At 73.0% G+C, this 20124-nt stretch carries 12 protein-coding genes; 10 read left to right on the top strand and 2 right to left on the bottom strand.

Going from position 1 to position 20124, the window contains the following annotated elements:
* The first annotated feature begins 43 nt into the window (after positions 1-43).
* Genes ACWGKT_RS17560 through ACWGKT_RS17535 form a run of 6 tightly spaced genes read left to right on the top strand, consistent with a single transcriptional unit; the run spans position 44 to position 14443 of the window.
* Positions 44-7306, top strand: coding sequence for a beta-ketoacyl synthase N-terminal-like domain-containing protein (locus tag ACWGKT_RS17560; RefSeq protein WP_453274328.1), 7263 nt, complete (start codon positions 44-46; stop codon positions 7304-7306).
* A 26-nt stretch (positions 7307-7332) separates the two neighbouring features.
* The gene (locus ACWGKT_RS17555) at positions 7333-8946 is read left to right on the top strand and encodes a PfaD family polyunsaturated fatty acid/polyketide biosynthesis protein (RefSeq protein ID WP_453274327.1); all 1614 of its coding nucleotides are present in this window, start codon (positions 7333-7335) and stop codon (positions 8944-8946) included.
* Positions 8943-10625, top strand: coding sequence for an acyl-CoA dehydrogenase family protein (locus tag ACWGKT_RS17550; protein WP_453274326.1), 1683 nt, complete (start codon positions 8943-8945; stop codon positions 10623-10625). The genes ACWGKT_RS17555 and ACWGKT_RS17550 overlap by 4 nt, the downstream gene beginning before the upstream one ends.
* An 18-nt stretch (positions 10626-10643) precedes the next feature.
* Entirely contained in the window at positions 10644-12437 is a 1794-nt protein-coding gene (locus tag ACWGKT_RS17545; RefSeq protein ID WP_453274325.1) for an acyl-CoA dehydrogenase family protein, read from the top strand.
* A gap of 1 nt (position 12438) precedes the next feature.
* Positions 12439-13131 carry a 4'-phosphopantetheinyl transferase family protein gene (locus ACWGKT_RS17540; protein WP_453274324.1) on the top strand — a complete coding sequence of 231 codons (693 nt, stop codon included), beginning with the start codon at positions 12439-12441 and terminating at the stop codon, positions 13129-13131.
* A gap of 16 nt (positions 13132-13147) precedes the next feature.
* A complete protein-coding gene (locus ACWGKT_RS17535) occupies positions 13148-14443 on the top strand; it encodes an NAD(P)/FAD-dependent oxidoreductase (protein WP_453274323.1) in 1296 nt (431 codons plus the stop codon).
* Here the strand turns inward: ACWGKT_RS17535 and ACWGKT_RS17530 are convergent.
* Positions 14440-15075 (bottom strand): MerR family transcriptional regulator, encoded by a 636-nt coding sequence (locus ACWGKT_RS17530; RefSeq protein ID WP_453274322.1) that lies wholly within the window; start codon positions 15073-15075, stop codon positions 14440-14442. The genes ACWGKT_RS17535 and ACWGKT_RS17530 overlap by 4 nt on opposite strands.
* 112 nt (positions 15076-15187) lie before the next feature.
* Here ACWGKT_RS17530 and ACWGKT_RS17525 point away from each other — a divergent pair, with 112 nt between their 5' ends.
* A complete protein-coding gene (locus tag ACWGKT_RS17525; RefSeq protein ID WP_356153876.1) occupies positions 15188-15586 on the top strand; it encodes a DUF3291 domain-containing protein in 399 nt (132 codons plus the stop codon).
* Between the two features lie 59 nt (positions 15587-15645).
* Positions 15646-17094, top strand: a complete 1449-nt coding sequence (locus ACWGKT_RS17520; RefSeq protein WP_453274321.1) for an MFS transporter — start codon at positions 15646-15648, stop codon at positions 17092-17094.
* A gap of 166 nt (positions 17095-17260) precedes the next feature.
* Here the strand turns inward: ACWGKT_RS17520 and ACWGKT_RS17515 are convergent, their stop codons facing one another.
* Positions 17261-18235, bottom strand: a complete 975-nt coding sequence (locus ACWGKT_RS17515) for a pyridoxal-phosphate dependent enzyme (protein WP_453274320.1) — start codon at positions 18233-18235, stop codon at positions 17261-17263.
* Positions 18236-18375: 140 nt separating this feature from the next.
* Between ACWGKT_RS17515 and ACWGKT_RS17510 the strand changes: the two genes are divergently transcribed.
* Both ACWGKT_RS17510 and ACWGKT_RS17505 read left to right on the top strand, forming a co-directional pair.
* Entirely contained in the window at positions 18376-19086 is a 711-nt protein-coding gene (locus tag ACWGKT_RS17510) for a helix-turn-helix transcriptional regulator (protein WP_453274319.1), read from the top strand.
* Between the two features lie 128 nt (positions 19087-19214).
* On the top strand, positions 19215-20105 hold the full coding sequence (locus ACWGKT_RS17505; protein ID WP_453274318.1) for a universal stress protein: 891 nt from the start codon (positions 19215-19217) through the stop codon (positions 20103-20105).
* The last annotated feature ends 19 nt before the right edge of the window (positions 20106-20124 follow it).

Here is a 20124-nt window from a genome sequence, read left to right as displayed (position 1 = left end):
TCCCCGCCCGCCGGGACCCGGCACCTTGGAGGAGACAGCTGCCATGCCCAAGTTCGCGATCGTCGGAATCTCCTGCCTCTTCCCCGGGGCGGACACTCCCGACGCGTTCTGGAAGAACCTGCGCGACGGCGTCGACAGTCGCACCGAGGGCGGCCCGGAGGTCTTCGGACCGGCTCCGGACCCCCGCGACGCCGATCCCGACCACACCATCACCTGCGTCCGCGGCGGGTTCGTCACCGGTTTCGAGTTCGACCCGACCGGCTACCTGCTCCGCGCCGAGGACCTCACCCGCCTCGACCGCGTCTTCCACTGGTCCCTGCACGTGGCCCGCGAGGCGTTGCGCGACAGCGGCCACGCCGCCCGGCCCGAACTCCTCGCCCGCACCGGCCTGGTGGTGGGCGACTACTCCTTCCCCACCCCGGCGTCCGCCCGGATCAGCCTGCCCCTGGTGCGGGAGGCCGTCCTGGAGGGCCTGCGCGGGTCCGGGCTCCCGGCGCCCGCCCCGGCCCCGCTGCTCGACCCGGCCGCGGTGCACCCCGCCGACGCCCGAGTGAGCGGCGCCCCCGCCCGGGTCACGGCCGCCGCGCTCGGCCTCGGCGGCCCCCGCTACGCCCTCGACGCCGCCTGTTCCTCGGCCCTGTACGCGCTGAAGCTGGCCTGCGACCATCTCGCCACCGGCCAGGCCGACCTGGTGCTGGCCGGCGGTGTCTGCGCCCCCGACCCGACGCTCATCCACCTCTCCTTCTCGGACCTGCACGCCTACCCCGGCAACGGGGTCAGCCAGCCCTTCGACGGCCGCTCCACCGGCATCCTGACCGGCCAGGGCGCCGGCATGGTCGCGGTGCGGCGTCTCGCGGACGCCCTGGCCGACGGCGACCGCATCCACGCGGTGGTCGACGGCATCGGCCTGTCCAACGACGGCGCCGGCCGCCACCTGCTGGTGCCCAACCCGGCCGGGCAGCTCGGCTCCTACGAACTCGCCTACCGGCAGGCCGGGTTCGGTCCCGAGCAGGTGGACTACCTGGAGTGCCACGCCACCGGCACGCCCATCGGCGACGGCACGGAGGCCGAGTCGGTGGCCGCCTGGTTCGGTGAGCGGGGCGCGGTGCCGCCGCTCGGCTCCGTGAAGGGCAACCTGGGCCATCTGCTCACCGTGGCGGGCCTGAGCAGTCTGCTGAAAGTGATCCTGGCGATGGGGCACGGTCACATGCCGCCGACGATCGGTGTGCAGCGGCCCCTCGTCGAGGACCTGCCCGTGGTCCGCGAGGGACGCGACTGGCCGGACGGCCGTCCGGGCCCCCGCCGCGCCGCCGTGTCCGCCTTCGGCTTCGGCGGTACGAACGCCCACGTCGTCCTCTCCCAGCGGGCCGAACCGGAGGGCGCGCAGCCACAGCACACCGAGGCGGAGCACACCGAGCCGGTGGTGGTCCCGCCCGTCCTCGACGTCGTGGGCCTCGGCGCCCACTTCGGCACCCTGGACTCCGTCGCCGCCCTCGAACGCGCCCTGCACGACGGCACGGACGCCTTCCAGCCCCTGCCCGCCCCGCGCTGGCGCGGCCTGGAGGACACCACCGGCGGCACCCTGGAACGCGCGGGCCTCGACCGGGACCACCTCCCGGACGGCGGTTTCGTCGACCGCGTCGAGCTCGACCCGGCCGATCACCGCATCCCCCCGGCCGACCTGCGCAACTACAACCTCCAGCACGCGCTCATGTCCAAGGTCGCCGACGAGGCGCTGCGCGACGCCGGCTACGACAGGGACGTACCACCCGGTCAGAAGGCGCCCGCGCCGCGCCGGATCGCGGTCGTCGTGGCGATGGAGATCGAGCCCAGCGCCCATCTGCACCTGGCCCGCCACGGCCTGGGCGACTTCCTGCGCCGTGCCTACGAGGAGGCCGGGCTGCGCCCGAGCGACGAGCAGCGCTCCGCGCTCGCGGACATCGCCCGGGACGCGGTGCACGAGCCGATCGTCGCCAACGAGGTCCTCAGCTACATCGGCAACATCATGGCCGGGCGGATCTCCTCGCTGTGGAACCTGACCGGCCCCTCCTTCACCGTCTCCTCCGACGGCGCCGGCGGCGCCGAGGCCCTCCAGATCGCCCAACTCCTGCTGCTCGACGAGACCGTGGAGGCGGTCCTGGTCGGCGCCGTCGACCTGGCCGGATCCCCGGAACGCCTGCTGCTGCGCGGCGCGCGGCCGGTGGCCGGGGCGGGGCTGAGCTTCGGGGACGGGCAGCAGGGCGTGCGGATCGGCGAGGGCGCGGGCGCGGTCGTGGTGACCCGGCCGGGCCAGGGCGCGCGGCCCGCGTACGCACGGGTGGACTCCATCGCCGTACGGCACTGCGCTCCGGTCGACGGCGTGCTGCCCGAGGCCGACGAGAGCGTGCTGGCCGAGGCAGCCGGGCAGGCGCTGGCCGCCGCCGGGATCGGTCCGGGCGACGTGGGCTATGTCGAGGCCCACGCGGGCGGTACACCGGTCAGCGACCGCGCCGAACTGGCCGCGCTGGCACGGGTGTACCCGGCCGGCTGCGGTGCCGTCGCGCTCGGCAGCGCCAAGGCCCAGCTCGGGGACACGCAGGCCGCCTCGGCGCTGGCCGGGCTGTTGCGGGCCGTGTTGTGCCTGCACCACGGCCAGGTGCCCGGGGCGCCCGGCTGGCGCAGGCCCGCCGCCGAGCTGGCCGACGCGTTCGCCGCCTCCGCCCTGCATGTGCCGGACGCGTCCCGGCCGTGGCTGCGCGGCGGTGACACGAAGCGCCGGTACGCGGCGGTGAACGTCATCGGCTCCGACGGCGCCCACGGCCACCTGGTGCTGTCCGCCGACCGCACCCGCGGCGACGCCGTCCCGTCCGACTGGCGCCGGGCCTGCGCGCCGGTGCTCCTGCCGCTGGGCGCGCCGGACCTGGCCGGCCTGCTGGCCGAGGTGGACCGGCACCTGGCGCTGCTGGCCGACGGCGGCGACCCCTACCGCTTGGCCCGCGCCGCCGCCGAACGGCTGCCCGGCGCCGCCCTGCGCGTCGTCCTGGTCGGCCGGGACCGTGAACAGCTGAGGCAGCAGCTGGAGTTGGCGGCACGGGATCTGACCGACGCGTTCCACAAGGGCGAGGAGTGGACCACGCCGGCGGGCAGCTGCTTCGCGCCGCGGCCGATCGGTCCCGAAGGGAAGGTCGCCCTGGTCTACCCGGGCGCCTTCAACTCGTACCCCGGCCTCGGCCAGGACCTCTTCCGTGTCTTCCCCTCCCTGCTGACCCGCTTCGAGGCGGAGGCGGGCGACCCGGACCGCATGTTCCGCGCCGCCCAGTTGTACCCGCGTACCCAGGTCACGCCCGACCGGCGGGAGTTGATGGCGCTGGAGGGACGGCTGGGCGAGGACATCCCGTTCATGCTCGCCACCGGCACCACCTTCGCGATCCTGTACACCGACCTGGTGCGCGAGCTGCTCGGCGTGCCGGCGCACGGGGCGTTCGGCTACAGCCTGGGCGAGTCCAGCATGCTGTTCGCCACCGGCGGCTGGCGGCGCTCGGCCCGCCGGGACGACCGGATCAGCGCGACCCCGCTGTTCCGCGACCGGCTCACCGGGCCCCGGCGGACGGTCCGGGAGCTGTGGGAGCTGCCGGAGGACACCCCGGACGAGGCGGTGTGGGGCAGCTTCGTGCTGCTGGAGTCCGCCGACCGCATCACCCGGGCGCTGGCCGGCCACGACCGCGTCTTCCTGACCCACGTCAACACGCCGACGGAGGCGGTCGTCGCGGGCGATCCGGCCCAATGCCGCGCGCTCATCGAGGAGTTGGGCTGCCCCTCGGCGCGCTCGCCGGTCGGTTCGGTGATGCACTGCCCGGTGGTGGACGGGGAGCTGGCCGGTCTGGCCGAGCTCAACGACCATCCGACCGGCTCACCGGGCGGTCTGGAGCTGTTCAGCGCCTACGACTACGGGACGGTCGGCGACCTGGACCGGTCCGAGGTGGCCCGGCGCATCGCCCGGACCCTGCGCGGCACCATCGACTTCCCGCGCCTGGTGCGCACCGCCCACGACCGGGGCTTCCGCTACTTCATCGAGACGGGCCCCGGCGCGACCTGTACCCGCTGGGTGCACGACACCCTCGGCGACGCCCCGCACGTCGCCGTGCCGGTGGACCGCCGGGGCGTTCCCGCGGCGCGGTCGGTGGCGCAGCTGGCGGCCCGGCTCGCCGCGCACGGGGTGCCGGTCGACCTGGCCGCCCTGCTCGGCCCGGACCCCGTACCGGCCGCCCGGCCCGCCCGGCTGCGGGTGCCGGTCGGCGGCGGCGCGTCCATCCCGGCGCGGATCGCGGAGCGGGCCGCCGCTCTGCCCGCCCCGGACCCGTCCCCCGGCGCACGGCCAAAGCCGGCGCCGTCCGTCCGTACGGCACCCGCGCCCGTGGCCGCCGCAGTCGACGTCAAGGATGTGCGGCCCGCCCCCGTGGCGGCCGTATCGCTGGAGGTAACCGACCTGATGCCCGCCGACCCGACCCTCGACGACGCCGAGGTCATCACCTTCGACGGTGAGCCGATCGCGTTCCTGCCCTGGGCGGAGCCGGCCGCCCTCGCTCCGGCCCCGCCCGCACCGCCGGCGCCGGCCGGCCGACCCGTGCCCACGCCCTCCGCGCCGGCTTCCGGGGCCCGTGAGAGCCACAGTCCGTCCGGCGGCGCGGCCGCCGGTCTGGTGCGTGAGATACGGCAGCAGATGATGACCACCCACTCGGTGGTCATGGAGACCCAGCGCATCCTCCAGGAGCACACGCTGACCCGGATGGAGGCGCTGCTCGACGACCACACCGCCGCGCCCGCGCCCGGCAACACCGCCCGGACGGCCGCGCCCGAGGCCGCCGTCGAGGCCACCGCCGAGGCGCGTGCACTCCCCGCACCGCCGCCGCCCGCGCTGCCCGCCGCGAAGTCCCCGGAGTCCCCGGATGTGATCTGGGACGAACGGCAGCTCCTCGCCTTTGCCACGGGCCGGCTCGCCGATGTCTTCGGCCCGGAGTTCGAACCGATCGACAGCTACGCCAAGCGGGTGCGGCTGCCCGCTCCGCCGTACCACTTCGTCACCCGGGTGACCGCGCTGCGGGCCGAGACCGGGGTGTACGAGCCGTCCTTCATCCGCACGGAGTACGACGTCCCCAAGGATGCCTGGTACGCCGTGGACGGCGGTGTGCCGCCCGCCGTCGCCATCGAGGCCGGCCAGTGCGACCTGCTGCTCATCAGCTATCTGGGCATCGACTTCCGCAACAAGGGTGAGCGGGTCTACCGGCTGCTCGACAGCAAGCTGGTCTTCCACGGCGACCTGCCGCGCGCCGGCCAGACCCTGCGCTACGACATCTCCATCAACCGTTTCGTCCGCCAGGGCGACACGACCCTCTTCTTCTTCAGCTACCTCTGCTACGCCGACGGCGAGCTGATCCTCGAACTCAAGGACGCCTGCGCCGGGTTCTTCAGCCAGGCCGAGCTGGACACCCCGCTCGGCGTCGTCGTCACGGAGAAGGAGCGGCAGCGCCGGGCCGCGCTGACGAAGACCTGGTTCAAGCCCCTCGCGTACACCGACACGAACCGTCTCGGCGCCGACGAACTGGAGTTGCTGGCCGACGGCAGGCCGGGCGAGGTCTTCGGCCCGCACCACGCCCAGGACCCGGGCCTCAACCCGGCGCTCAGGCTGCCCGACGCCCGCCTGCGCATGGTCGACGAGATCCGCATCGACCGCACCGGCGGGCCGCGCGGACTCGGCGCGATCACCGCGTACAAGCGGCTGGAGCCGGACGCCTGGTACTTCGAGTGCCACTTCCCCGACGACCCGGTGCTGGCCGGCTCGATGGTCGCCGAGGGCGCGGTCCAGACGCTGCAGGCCTATCTGCTGCACCAGGGCATGCACCTCGTCCTGCCGGACGCCCGCTTCCAGACGATCATCGGGCTGGAGACCGAGGTGCAGGTGCGCGGCCAGATCACGCCGCAGCACCGGGAGATCCGGTACGAGATCGAGGTCATGGAGCTGACGCTGCTCCCGCGGCCCTCGGTGATCGCCGACGTCCTGGTGTACCTGGGCGACAAGCCGGTGATCCGGATGCGTGACTTCGGCATCCAGATCCGGGAGAAGGACGGCACGCCGTACCGGCCCCCGCTCGGCGGTGTCCCCGGGTTCCTCGGCCGCCGCAACCGCGACGGCGAGCCCGCGATGATCAACGAGCTGCACCTGGCGCATGCCGCCAAGGGGGACCTCGGGACCGCGATGGGTCCGGAGTTCGACGTCTACAAGGAGAGCCGGGCGCCGTACATCCCCAACGGGGACTTCCAGTTCGTGGACCGGATCATGCGACTCGACGGCACGCGGGGCGAGTTGAAGCCCGGCGCCGAGATGGTCACGGAGTACGACTCGCCCGCCGACGCCTGGTACTACGGCGACAACTCCCACCCGCACATGCCGAACTGCGTCTACATGGAGACCTCCCTGCAGGCGGCGATCCTCCTCGGCTACTACCTCGGCGCCACCCTCAAGCAGCCCGAGACGCAGTACTCGATCCGCAACCTCGACGGCACGGCCACCCTGGTCAAGGACATCGACCTGCGCGGCCGGACCATCCGCCACCGCTCGACGCTGCTGATGACGAGCGCCGTGCAGGGGGCCGTACTGCAGAACTTCCGCTACGAACTCTCCGCCGACGGCGAGGTGTTCTACACCGGCGAGTCGCTCTTCGGGTACTTCAGCGAGGCGGCTCTCGCCCATCAGGTGGGACTGGACAACGGCACGTACGTGGCGCCCTGGATCGAGCAGGCCCGGCCGTCCGGCGTACGGCGCATCGAACTCCCCGACGACGCGCCGCAGTTCTCCGGCGGGCTGCCGTTGCCGGGCGGCCACTTCCACCTCGTCGACCATGTCGACCTGGTCGAGGACGGCGGCAAGCACGGCAAGGGCTATCTGCACGGCCGGCGCCGCATCCGCCCCGACGAGTGGTACTTCGACTGCCACTTCCACCGCGACCCGGTGATGCCCGGCTCGCTCGGCGTGGAGGCGATCCTCCAGGCGCTGCGCCTGTACGTGCTGGAGCAGGGCCTGGCGGACGGGATCGGGCGCCCGCGCTTCGCGCTCGCCACGGATGTCCCCATGAGCTGGAAGTACCGGGGTCAGATCCTGCGCCACGACGGCGAGCTGTTCTTCGACGCGCACGTCAAGGAGGTCCGCCGGGACGGCGAGCGGCTGGTCGTGATCGCCGACGCCGACCTGTGGAAGCCGGGACTGCGCATCTACGAGCTCACCGACGTGGCCATCGAGGTCCGTCCCGACGACACCCGCGACCAGGCCTGACCGGGCCCGAGGAGACGACCCCCGTCATGCAGACCCAGAGCACTCCCCTGCGGTGGTCCGGAGAGGTCGGCCCGCACACCGACCCCTCGGGCATCCACCAGGTCCTCGACGACCTCGAACGTCCCTGCTTCGTCGTCCGTACGCCGTCCGGTGTCGGGGCGGCCGCCGGCGGCCGGGCCACGGCCGGCGAGGGCCTGCCGCTGCTCGCGGCGGCCGGCCCGCTGCCCCCGCACAGCCTCGGCTCGCCCGCGTTCCGCGCCGCGCACGGCGTCCGGCAGGCCTACATGGCCGGCGCGATGGCGGGCGGCATCGCCTCCCCCGGCCTGGTGGTCGCGCTGGCCCGGGCGGGCTTCCTCGCCTCGTACGGGGCGGCGGGACTGCTGCCCGAGACGATCGGCAAGGCGCTGACCCGGTTCGCCCGGGAGATCCCCGGACTCCCCTTCGCCGTCAACCTCATCCACAGCCCGAGCGAGGAGCGCCTGGAGCGCGAGGCGGTGGAGCTGTTCCTGCGACACGGGGTGCGGTGCGTGGAGGCCTCCGCCTTCATGAACCTCAGCGCACACGTGGTCCGCTACCGGCTGACCGGGCTGCGCAGGGAGCCGTCCGGGGCGGTCGTCACCGACCACCGGCTGATCGCCAAGGTCTCCCGCCCGGAGACCGCCGAGCGGTTCATGCGCCCGGCGCCGGCCGCCCTGGTCAGCGCGCTGCTCGACCAGGACCTGATCACCGCCGAGCAGGCGGAGCTCGGCAAGTACGTGCCGATGGCCGACGACATCACGGTCGAGGGGGACTCCGGTGGCCACACCGACCGGCGGCCGCTCACGGCGCTGCTCCCGGTGATCCTGCGGCTGCGCGACACCGTGCAGCACGAGCATCGCTACCCCGTCCCCATCCGGGTGGGCGCCGCGGGCGGCCTGGGCTGCCCCTCCTCGGTGGCCGCCGCGTTCGCCCTGGGCGCCGCCTACGTCGTCACCGGCTCGGTCAACCAGTCCTGCGTCGAGTCGGGCGCCTCGAAGGCCACCAAGGCGCTGCTCGCCGACGCCGGGATCGCGGACTGCGAGATGGCCCCGGCGGCGGACATGTTCGAAATGGGCGTGGAACTCCAGGTGTTGAAGAAGGGCACGCTGTTCCCGATGCGCGCCAGGCGGCTGTACGAGCTCTACCAGGCGTACCACGGCCTGGAGGCGCTGCCCGCGGCGGAGCGCGCGCGGCTGGAGACGCAGATCATGCGCCGGCCGCTGGAGGACGTCTGGCAGGAGTGCGTCGGCTACTTCCGGCGCCGTGACCCCGAGCAGCTCGCCCGCGCGGCCGACAGTCCGAAGCGGCGGATGGCCCTGGTGTTCCGCTGGTACCTGGGCATGGCCTCGCGCTGGTCCACGGTCGGCGACCCCGACCGCGTCCTGGACTACCAGGTGTGGTGCGGCCCGGCGATGGGCGCCTTCAACGACTGGGTGACCGCCAGCTATCTCAAGGCCCCGGGCAACCGCCGGGTCGCGGAGGTCGCCCACCACCTGATGCGCGGCGCCGCCTTCCACACCCGGCTCGCGCAGCTGCGGGTCGCGGGCGTGCGGTTCCCGGCCTCGGCGGCCGACTACCGGCCGGTGCCGCTGGAGGCGCCCGCGCTGGAGGGTGCGAGGTGACCCCGGAGGAGGTCGAGCGGCTGCTCGGCGATCCGTACGACGAGACCAGTCCGTACGGGTTCGCGGCGGCGGTCGCCCGGGACGAACAGGACTCGTTTCCCGAGGAGTTGTGCGCCCGTCTCAGGGAGTCCGGCTTCCATCTGAACTACCTGCCCCAGGACTGGGGCGGCCGGTTCGAGTCCTTCGACCGGGGTCTGCTGCTGGTGCGCACGGCCGCCCGCCGGGACCTGAACATCATGCCGGGCACCATGTTCGGCATCACCGCCGCCACCTGCCTGGCCCTGCACGGCTCCGCCGCGCAGCGGAAGTACGCGGCCGAGGTCCTCGCCCGGGGCGGCGCGATCGGCTTCGCCCTGTCGGAGGCCGACCACGGCAGCGACCTGCTGGCCAACACCGCCCACCTCGAACCGGCCGGGCACGGCTGGGAGTTGACCGGTGAGAAGTGGATGGTGGGGCTCGGCCGGCGCTGCGAGGCGGTGTACCTGGTGGCGCGGACCGGTGAGCGCGGCCCGGGGGCGTTCTCGGCGGTGCTGCTGGACCTCGGCGAGGAGGGTGGGCTCGACCGCGGTGCCGCGGTCCCCGCGAGCGGCATGCGGGGCATCGACTTCGCCCATCTGCGCTTCGACCGCTTCCCGGTCCCGGCCGAGGCCCTGGTCGGCCACGCCGGTCAGGCCCTGGAGTCGGTGATGAAGGCCCAGCAGGTGGTCCGGGTGATGAGCATGGCGGGCAGCCTCGGCTGCGCCGACACGGCGCTGCGACTGACGCTGGACTTCGCCGCCGGGCGCCGGGTCGGCCGTACGACGGTCCTGGAATCCCCGTATCCGCGACGGGAGTTGGCGCTGGCCTCGGCCGCGCTGCTGGCCGCCGACGCCACCGCCCTGGCCGCCGCGCGCGGGATCCACGCGGCGCCGGAGCTGTTCAGCGTCTGGGGCTGCGCGGCCAAGCACGTGGTGGCCGAGAGCGCGGAGGAGGTGATCCGCCGCTGCGGCTCGGTCCTGGCGACCCGGTCGGTGCTGCGCACCGAGGGCCCCGGGGGCGGCCTGTTCCAGAAGCTCCAGCGGGACGCGGCGGTCGTCCGGGTGGTGGACACGAGCACGCTGGCGAACCTGCGCTCCTACAGCGCGCAACTGGCCTCGGTCTCCCAGGCCGTGTCGGCCCCCGTGGCACCGGAGGACCTGGACCTCGTGGGGACCGTGTTCGACCTGCGTGCGGCGCTGCCGCCGTACGCGCCGGAACGTCTGGACCTCAACGCCCGGGGGCGTGATCCGGTGACCGGCACGCTCGCCGTGGTGGCCCCGCAGGTGCTGGCCCGGCTCACCGCCCGGGCCGAGCACGGCACCGCGCGGCTGGTGGCCCGTCTGGTCGCGGCTCTGACGGCGCTGGCCGCCGAGGTGGCGGCCACCGACCGCGGCACCGGTCTGGTGGACCTCGCCGAGCGCTTCGCCTGGCTGCACGCCGCGACCTGCTGTCTCCTCCTGTGGTGGGCCAACCCGGGGCTCCCGCGGTTCTCCTCCGCCTGGCTCGGCGCGTGCCTGGCCCACCTCCTGTCCCGGGCCGAGGGCACCGACCCCCGTCGCGAGGCCGCCGCCCAGCTGCCCGCCGTCGGCATCACCGCCGATCTCCACGCCCGCAACCGCCTCTTCAGTGCCGTCCCCGTCCGACTCGCCCCCGATCTGTGACCGTTGGGAGACCCACCCGTGCCGAAGGAAGACCTCACGGATCTCGCCCGGCGGCTGGAGAGCCACCTCGGCGATCCGCACGAACCCGGCAGCCGGATGCCGTACGCCCGCGTCCTGGAGTACGACGAACGCGAGGACTACCCGTACGAGTTCGTCAATCTGCTGCAGCGCTGGGGCGCCCTGGACCATTCGCTCCCGCGCGACCAGGGCGGCAAGGCGGGCGACGTGGAGATCGGTTTCAACCTGATGCGGCTGATCGCCCGCCGGGACCCGACGACCGCCACCGCGTTCATCATCACCAGCCTGAGCTTCATGCCCGCCTGGATCGCCGGCACCGACGAGCAGAAGCGCACCCTGGTCGACGCCATCCAACACGGCACGCGCTACGCCTGGGGCCTGTCGGAGCGCGGCCACGGCAGCGATCTGACCGCCAACGAGCTGACCGCCGAGAAGACCGACGGCGGCTATCTGCTCACCGGCGAGAAGTGGCTGATCGGCAACGGCCGGGTCGCCGACGGGCTCAGTGTGCACGCCCGCACCGACCCCCGGGGCGGGCCCGGCGGCTACTCGGTGTTCGTCCTCGACAAGCGCCGTACGCCCGCCGGCAGCGTGGACGAGCTGCCGCGGGAGCGGATGCACGGCCTGCGCGGACTCGACATGAGCGGCTTCCGGCTGGACCGCGTCTTCGTGCCGGACTCCGCCCTGCTCGGCCGGGAGGGGCAGGGTCTGGAGATCGCACTCAAGACCTCCCAGACCGCGCGGGCGCTGATCAGCGGGATCGCCCTGTCCGCCGTGGACACCGGGCTCCGGGTGACGCTGGACTTCGCCGAGGGCCGCCGGGTCTTCGGGCGCACGGTGAGTGACATCCCGTACTCGCGCCGCCAGTTGGTGGAGTGCTTCGCCGATCTGATGGTCTCGGACGCGGTCAGTCTCGGGGCGGTTCGGGCCCTCCAGGTCGTGCCCGAGCAGACCAGCGTGTGGTCCTCGGTCGTCAAGTACTTCGTTCCGACCCTGTTGGAGCGCACCTTCGCGCAGCTCAACGTCGTGCTGGGGGCCCGCTTCTACCTCCGCGACCACCCGCACTACGCCATCCACCAGAAGATGCTGCGCGACCTGCCGGTGGCCAACTTCGCCGACGGCAACACGGTGGTGAACCTCAAGAACATCGCGCTCCAGCTGGAGGGGCTGCTCACCACCGCGGCCGAGGCGGGCCCCGAGGTCCGCGCCGTGGCCGAGGAGCGGGCGGCCGTCCTCTTCGGCATCGACCGGGACCTGCCGCTGTACCGGCCCTGGGACCAGGAGCTGTTCAGTCGGGGCCGGGACGACGCGCTGGTGGCCGCGCCCGCCGCCCTCGCCCGGCTGCGGCGGCTGGCGCAGGAGGCCAAGGGGGACGAGCGGGAGTGGCTGGAGCGGGCGGCGTCGGTCGCCGCCGAATTCCTCGCGCACGCCGACTCGGTGCGCGAGCGCACCGGCGCGCTGAAGGCGGACCTCGGCCGTGCGTACGGTCAGTCCGCCGAGCTCTTCGACCTGGCCAAGGAGTACTGCCTGCTGCACGCGGCCGCGGCCTGTGTGCACACGTACGTCCACTCGGCCGCCGCCCTGGACGACCCGCTGCCCAGCGGGGCCCTGCTGCTGCTTCAACTGGAACGGCTGCGGCGGCACTTGAGGCCGCGGGAGTTCGTCACGGACGCGGCGGTGGTCGACGAGGTGATGCGGGTGCTGCGGCATCTGCACCTGAAGGACCTGCTGTTCTCGCACTGGCAGTTCCCGCTGGCCGCGCGCGGCGGCGGCCCGACCGCGGCCCGCCGCTGAGATGACCGACCGTCACCTGTGGCTGCTGCCGGAGTCCGCGATCGATGCCTTCATCACGCGGATGGGCGGTTGGGACCTGCTCACCGACGGCGAGCGGGCGCGGTGCGAGCGCCCGCTCGCCCCCCAGGTGCGGCGGCGCCGGCTGGCCGCCCGCCTGCTGGCCCGCCATGCGCTCAGCGCCCGCTCGGGCCGCCCGCCGGACGTCTGGCGCTTTCGCACGACGGCCCACGGCCGGCCGGAGCCGCGGCCCCCGCACCAGGGACTGCGGTTCAACCTCACGCACACCGACGGACTGATCGCCTGTGTCGTCACCGACGGCGACCGCGCCTGCGGAGTCGACGCCGAACGCTCCCCGGCCGCCCCGGACGCGCTCACACACCTGCCCCGCTTCTTCGCCGAGACCGAGCGCGCCGAGCTGGCCGGCGCGGCGGACGGCGAACGGGCCGCGCTCGTGGCCGCGTACTGGGTGCTCAAGGAGGCCTACCTCAAGGCACTCGGCACCGGCCTTCGGCGCGACCTGTCGACGTTCGCGTTCACCCGCCCGCGCGGCGGGCCCCCCCGCGTGCGGGATCCCCAAGGACCCGCCGACCACTGGCACTTCGACCTGATCCGTCCGACCTCCCGGCACGTGCTGGCCGTGGCCACCGAGCGGTCACGGCCGGCAGGCCTCGACACCACCACCCTCTTCGGCTGACCCCAAGGAGCCCCCGATGTCCGACAAGCCCACCATCGCCGTCGTCGGCGGCGGAGTCGCCGGCCTCTCCGCGGCCTACGCCCTGCGCGCGCACGCCGAGATCACCCTGTTCGAACGCGAGGACCGCTTCGGCGGGCACGCCAACACCGTCGAGGTGCCGGACGCGGGCCGGATCCTCGGCATCGACACCGCGTTCGTCGTCTTCAACCGGCCCGCCTACCCGAACCTCGGCGGCTTCTTCGACGAACTCGGCGTCGAGTCCGAGGAACTGGCCAGCGGCTTCAACTTCTTCGACCTCGACGGCGGATTCCAGTACGGCAGCGAGGAGCTGGACCTGCCCGAGAAGGAGGTCGACGCCCGCTATCCCGAGTACTTCCAGAGGATCTGGCGCGAGGCCCGCCGGTTCCACGAGGAGGGACGGCGGGACTTCTTCCGCAAGCGGACCAACATGCCGATGGGCGAGTACCTCGACCGGGGCGGCTACAGCCAGGAGTTCCGGTACGGGTACTTCATCCTGCTGTGCAGCGCCGTGTGGTCGGTGCCCGCCGAGCTGATCTGGGAGATGCCCGCGACGACCGTCATCGCCTTCTTCATGGCCCACGACGAGGGCGGTCTCGGCGGGCGCCGGGTCGACTGGCGGACGGTGGCCGGGGGTTCGATCTCCTACGTCCGCAAGGCCATCGCCGCCATCGACGCGAAGGCCCGGCTGTCCGAGCCGGTCACCGGGATCCGGCAGGAAGGGGACGGGGTGGTGGTGCGCACCGCGTCCGGCCAGGAGCGGTTCGACCACGCGGTGGTCGCCACCCATGGCGACGTCACCCGGGGGCTGCTGGAGAATCCCACGGCGGCCCAGAGCGAGTTGCTCGCCCCGCTGCGCTACAACGCCTCCACGGTGATCCTGCACACCGACGCCTCGGTGATGCCCGCGGACCGCTCCCGCTGGGAGGCCTGGAACTACGGCAAGGTGACGGTGGACGGCCGGATCCGCACGTACGTCGCCTACTACATGAACAAGCTGCACGGCTTCGAGTCGGAGACCGACTACTTCGTCACCCTCGACTACCCGCTGCCCGTCGCCGAGGAGTCCGTGATCCGCACCTTCGCCTACGAGCACCCGGTCGTCGACATGGCGATGCGCACCGCGCAGCAGACCATCTACCGGGTCAACGAGGGCGCGCGGGTGAAGCTGTGCGGCTCGTACTTCCACTCCAAGCAGCAGTACCACGACCAGATCGGCTCGCACGAGGCCGCGTTCTCCTCCGGAAAGGAGGCGGCGGCACAACTGCTGCGCGAGCTGGGGGCCCGACCCTAGGCCGGTTGCGGTCCGCCGTCCGCGTGGCGGCGGGCCGACTCGTTCTCCTGGGCCATGCGTCTGAGCGCGAGCAGCGCGGGCTCCAGGAGGACCGTCAGCAGCAGCGCGCGTTCGGCCACCTCCAACGGGTCCTCGATGCCGTCCAGTTGGTCGAGGTCGAGGAGCGCGGTGCGCTCGGCGAGCCGGCCGTACGGCAGCAGCGTGTGCCAGTCGAGCGGGACGCCGAGCGAGCGCAGCGAGGCGAGGGTCTCGGCGAGGGCCGCGCGGGCGGGGGCCGACCGGTGCACCTCCCAGCCCAACTCCTTGACGAGCGCGTCGACCTCGCCCGCCTCGGGGGCCTCGGCGGCCGGCTCGTCCGCCAGCCGGATCGCGCCGAGGGTGAGGCCGAGCGTGCGGTGGGTGTCGCCGGTGTGCCGCGCGAGGGCGTCCAGCAGGTCCCTGGTCGTGCTGACGGACAGCCCGCGCACACCGGTCAGCGCGCGGATCAGCCGGAGCCTGCGCAGGTGCTGGTCGTCGTACTCGGCCTGGGTCGCCGCGGTCTGACGGCCCGGCGGCAGCAGCCCCTCACGGAGGTAGTACTTGATCGTCGTGACGGAGACGCCGCTGCGGCGGCTCAGTTCGGAGATGCGCATCGGATCGGCCCCGCTCTTGAAAATTGGATACCTCTAATGTCTAACATAGATAGTGAAGGTATCCAATTGGATCCCTTCTCTTCGTCCTGCCTCTGACCCGAAGGCCGCAGCCATGCCCACCCTGCGCTGGACCACCGTCAACAAGCCCGCCCCGGACGCCCAGGCGTTCGTCATGGCGTCCCGTCTGGAGGTGCGCTCCCTCTCCGACGTGCCGCGTTTCTTCCTGCGCTCGCTCGTCGCGTGGAGGCAGGTGACCGGCGCCCCCGGCGCGTTCGGCGCCTCCCTGATCGCCGACCCGCTCAAGCGCACCTTCTGGACGCTGTCGGCCTGGGAGGACAAGGACGCGCTCTACACCTACGCGCGCACCGAACCGCACAAGTCGATCATGACCGGTCTGCGGTCCACGATGAAGCAGTCGGTCTTCACGTTCTGGCAGGTCCCCGCGTCCGACCTGCCCATCGACTGGTCGGACGCCAAGCGCCGGCTGGCCGAGCAGGAAGCCCGCGCCTGACCCCGCCCTCGCGCACCGCCCCCGGACGCCGAACGCCCACCGCCCCAGGAGACCCCGTCATGACAGTGTCCGAACAGAGCCCGGTTCTCGACGAGCCGGTGCCCGCCGCCGCGCCCGCGGGCCGCCGCATACCCCTGTGGCTCGCCGTGGTCGCCTGCAGCGTGCCCATGTTCATGGTCGCGCTCGACAACCTCGTCGTCTCCACGGCCCTGCACACCCTGGCCGTCGACCTGAAGGCCGACACCCAGGAACTGCAGTGGTTCGTCAACGCCTATGTCCTCAGCTTCGCGTGCCTCCTGATGACCGGCGCCGCGCTCGGCGACCGGTTCGGCCGACGCGCGGTCTTCCTCGTCGGCATCGCCGTGTTCACCCTCGCCTCCATCGGCTGCGGCCTGTCCGACACCAGCGCCCAGCTGATCACCTTCCGCACCGTCCAGGGCTTCGGCGCGGCCGCCGTCATGCCGCTGTCGCTGACCCTGCTGTCCCAGGCGGTGCCGGAGCGGCTGCGCGGCCTCGCGCTCGGCATCTGGTCCGGTGTCAGCGGTCTGGCCGTGGCGATGGGCCCGGTGGTGGGCGGCGCCGTGGTCGACGGTCTGGACTGGCGGTGGATCTTCTGGATCAACGTGCCGGTGTGCCTGATCGCCATCCCGCTGGTCGTGTTCGCGCTGCGGGAGAGCTCCCTGCCCGGTGTCCGCCTCGACCTGGTCGGCATGCTGCTGGCGGCGGCCGGTCTGTGCGCCGTGGTCTGGGGCATCGTGCACGGCGAGCCGGACGGCTGGCTGTCCGCGAAGGTGCTGGGCGCCTTCGGCGCGGGCGTGGTCCTGCTCGCCGGGTTCGTCGGCTGGGAGGCCCGGGTCTCCGAGCCGATGCTGCCGCTCTCGTTCTACCGGGTGCGTGCTTTCACCCTCACCAACATCGTCTCGGCGACGATGTACTTCGGCGTCTTCGGCTCGCTCTTCCTGCTGGCCCAGTTCCTCCAGATCGTGCCCCCGCGCACCCCGCTGGAGGCCGGCGTGCGCACCCTGGCCTGGACGCTCATGCCGATGTTCGTCGCCCCCGTGGCGGGCATCCTCAGCGACAAGGTCGGCGGCGGCCGGCTGATGGCGCTGGGCCTCTTCCTGCAGGGCGTGGGCCTCGGCTGGATCAACCTGGTCGCGGACACGGACACCGCGTACTCGTCCATGGTCGGCCCGATGATCGTGGCCGGCATCGGCATGGGCCTGGTGTTCGCGCCCACGGCCGCGGTCGTGCTCTCCTCCGTCTCCAAGGACCACGCGGGCAAGGCGTCCGGCGCCAACACCACCGTCCGCGAGATCGGCGGCGCGCTCGGCATCGCCGTCCTCAGCACCGTGTTCGTGGCCCATGGCAGCACACGGAGCCCCCAGGAGTTCGTCGACGGACTCCACCCCGCCGTATGGGTGGGCGTCGCGGTGGTCCTGGCGGGCGCCGTGTGCGCCCTGGGCATTCCGCGCCGGCCGCGCCCGGCGGACGCGGCCGAGGAGGCGTGAGCCGACCGGGGCGTGCGCCCTGGGAGAACCCGACGCGGGGGTGCGCCTGAGGAGGTGTGAACCCGACAGTGCGACAGCGCGCGGGGTGGCCGCGAACGCCTGACCGGCGACGGCCACCCCGCGCTCTCGCGTACGGCCCGACCGGCGGGCCGTCCCGGATCCGGGCTCAGTCGCCGAGCAGCTGCGCGAAGCGCTGGGCGCTGATGTTGCCGCCGGACAGGATGACGCCGATCCTGCGCGGTGCGGGGGTGAGTTCGATCCGGTGGGCCAGCAGGGCGGCCAGGGCGCTCGCGCCGCTCGGTTCGAGGACGGTCTTCATCCGCTCGAAGGCGAACCGCATCCCGTCCCGGATCCGGTCGTCGTCGACCAGCGCGATGCCGTCCAGCAGACGCCGGTTGACGGAGAAGGTGAGCTCGCCGGGGATGTCGGCGGCCTGACCGTCGGCGATGGTGCGGGGCACGGGGATGGCGACGCGCCGCCCGGCTTCGAGGGACCGCAAGGTGTCGTCACCGGCCTCCGGCTCGACCCCGATGACCCGGATGCCGGGCAGCAGCCCCTTGGCCGCGGTGGCGCTGCCGGCGATCAGCCCCCCGCCGCCGACCGGCACGACCAGGGTGTCCAAGTCCCCCACTTCCTCGATCAGTTCGAGAGCCGCGGTGCCCTGGCCCGCGATCACGTGCGGATGCTCGTAGGGCGGTACGAGCGCCAGACCCCGCTCGGCGGCGAGGGCCTCCCCGATCGCGACCCGGTCGCCGGTGTAGCGGTCGTAGGTGACGACCTCCGCCCCGTAGCCCTCGGTCGCCTCCTTCTTGGAGCGCGGGGTGTCCTCCGGCATCAGGATCAAGGCGCTGGTGCCGAGTTCACGGGCCGCCAGGGCGACCGCCTGCGCGTGGTTGCCGGAGGAGTACGCGGCGATCCCCCTGGCCAGCTGCTCCGGCGACAGCCGGGACGCGGCGTTGTACGCGCCGCGGAACTTGAAGGCGCCGACCCGCTGGAGGTTCTCGCACTTGACGAAGACCTGGGCACCGACCAGGTCGTCCAGGGTGCGCGAGCGCAGGACGGGGGTGTGGTGGGCCACCCCCTTGATCCGTGCCGCGGCGTCGTGGACGTCCCGCAGGGTGACGGGCTGGGCGTCGGACATGGTCGTACTCCCTGGACGGTCTGGGGCTGCCTGGTCTTACCTGGTCCCTCGAATCACTGGAATTATTGTCCATCACCTATACTGAATGTCCAGACCGAGTACTCGGACCCGGTGCTCGGCGCAGCGCGAGGGGGCAGCACATGCCGGGCGACGAACAGGACGCGATCATCGCCGCGCTCACCCCGGTGATCGACGGGATCGCCGCGACCCTCGGTTCGTTCTGCGAGGTGGTGGTCCACGACTTCCGCCGCCCCGAACAGTCCGTCGTCGCCCTCGCGGGCTCGGTCACGGGACGCGGTGTCGGCGGGTCCATGAGCGAGATCGGCATGAAGCTCCTGGCACGCGGCGACGAGGCGGAGGACGAGCTCAACTACCTCACCCGCACCCAGGACGGGAAGTTGCTGAAGTCGTCCACCATGGTGCTCCGTGACACGAGCGGTGCGGTGTTCGGCGCCCTGTGCATCAACGTGGACGTGACGGCCGTGAGCCAGGTTCACACCCTGATCGGCGAACTCGCCGGCGTCACGGCACCCGCGGCGACCCCGCCGACCACCACCTTCGGCGACGACATCGGCGCGGTGCTCGACTCGATCGTCGACGCCCGCCAACTGCGCGCGAACAAGCCGTGGGCGCAGCTCACCCGCGCGGAGCGCCTGGACCTGTTCCGCGACCTGGACCGGCGGGGCGTCTTCGCCGTGCGCGGCGCGGTCCAGCAGATCGCGACCCGGCTCGGCATCTCCCGCGCCTCCGCCTACACCTACCTCTCCGCGACCCGGTCCGACGGCGACGACGGGGCGGCGAGCTCGACGGCACGCGCGTCTCGGGACGGACGGCCCGCACCCGAGTCCTGACGGATCCCACGGATCCCCTCGCCCGGTCCTGAAGCGTCCCCTCGCCCAAATCCTGAAGGATCCTCCCGTCCGGTAGATCCTGATATCAGGCCGGGAGTGACGAGGACGCCGGAAATGAGGTGGTGGAGATGACGACGCCCCGAGGCAGCGACGCGAAGCCGGTCGTGGTCGGTGTCGACCCCGATCCCACGAAGCGGAAGGCACTGGCCTGGGCGGCCGACGAGGCCGCGCGGCGCCGGGTGCCGCTGCTCCTGGTGCACGCCGAGGGCGTGCCGACCGGCGGCACGACGTTGGAGGGGCCCCGGGCGTCCTGGGAGGAGTGGAACCGGACGCTGCACACGACCGGGGACGAGATCCTCAAGGCGGCGGTGGCCTTCGTGGAGGAGCGGGTTCCGGACACCGAGGTGTCCGGACTGCTGGCCGAGGGCGACCCGGTGTGGAACCTGCGGGAGCAGAGCGGCCGGGCCACGGTCGTCGTGGTGGGGTCCCGGCATCTGAGCCGGGCCAAGGAGGTGCTCGCCTCGTCCTCCTCGGTCGCGCTGCCCGTCTCGGCGCACGCGGACTGCCCGGTGGTCGTCGTACCGGAGTCGGAGCACGTCACCCAGGAGCCGGCCCACTTCGTGGTGGGCGTGGACGGCAGCGCGCGATCGGCCGCCGCCGTCGACTTCGCCTTCGAGGAGGCCGCCCTGCGCGGCGCCTCGCTGCGGGCGCTGTACGTGTGGCAGCCCGGGCCGTTCGGCATCTTCGACGAACACGCGGCGCAGATGGAGTGCCACCGCGTGCTCTCCGAGACCGTCGCCGGGCGCGGCGCCGCCTACCCGGACGTGAAGCTGAACCGCGAACTCGTCATCGGCCATCCGGTGGAGGAGCTGACCGAGGCCTCCGCCCACGCGCTGGGCCTGGTCGTCGGCACCCGGGGCCACGGGGGCTTCGCCGGCATGGTGCTGGGCTCGGTCAGCCAGGGCGTGCTGAACCATGCCCGCTGCCCGGTGATCACCGTCCCGGACTCGTCCTCGTGAGCGGCCTCCGGGCCGGGGC

Source organism: Streptomyces sp. NPDC054794 (genome assembly GCF_053611585.1).
Note: the sequence above shows the minus strand (reverse complement) of the source record. Positions and strands in the feature narration are given on the sequence as shown.

What these genes read in the sequence shown, in the direction of transcription:
- ACWGKT_RS17510 (WP_453274319.1), top strand. Translation starts at nt 18,376, where the DNA reads ATGCCGGGCGACGAACAGGACGCGATCATCGCCGCGCTCACCCCGGTG.
- ACWGKT_RS17525 (WP_356153876.1), top strand. Translation starts at nt 15,188, where the DNA reads ATGCCCACCCTGCGCTGGACCACCGTCAACAAGCCCGCCCCGGACGCC.
- ACWGKT_RS17515 (WP_453274320.1), bottom strand. Translation starts at nt 18,235, where the DNA reads ATGTCCGACGCCCAGCCCGTCACCCTGCGGGACGTCCACGACGCCGCG.
- ACWGKT_RS17540 (WP_453274324.1), top strand. Translation starts at nt 12,439, where the DNA reads ATGACCGACCGTCACCTGTGGCTGCTGCCGGAGTCCGCGATCGATGCC.
- ACWGKT_RS17535 (WP_453274323.1), top strand. Translation starts at nt 13,148, where the DNA reads ATGTCCGACAAGCCCACCATCGCCGTCGTCGGCGGCGGAGTCGCCGGC.
- ACWGKT_RS17560 (WP_453274328.1), top strand. Translation starts at nt 44, where the DNA reads ATGCCCAAGTTCGCGATCGTCGGAATCTCCTGCCTCTTCCCCGGGGCG.
- ACWGKT_RS17505 (WP_453274318.1), top strand. Translation starts at nt 19,215, where the DNA reads ATGACGACGCCCCGAGGCAGCGACGCGAAGCCGGTCGTGGTCGGTGTC.
- ACWGKT_RS17530 (WP_453274322.1), bottom strand. Translation starts at nt 15,075, where the DNA reads ATGCGCATCTCCGAACTGAGCCGCCGCAGCGGCGTCTCCGTCACGACG.
- ACWGKT_RS17520 (WP_453274321.1), top strand. Translation starts at nt 15,646, where the DNA reads ATGACAGTGTCCGAACAGAGCCCGGTTCTCGACGAGCCGGTGCCCGCC.
- ACWGKT_RS17555 (WP_453274327.1), top strand. Translation starts at nt 7,333, where the DNA reads ATGCAGACCCAGAGCACTCCCCTGCGGTGGTCCGGAGAGGTCGGCCCG.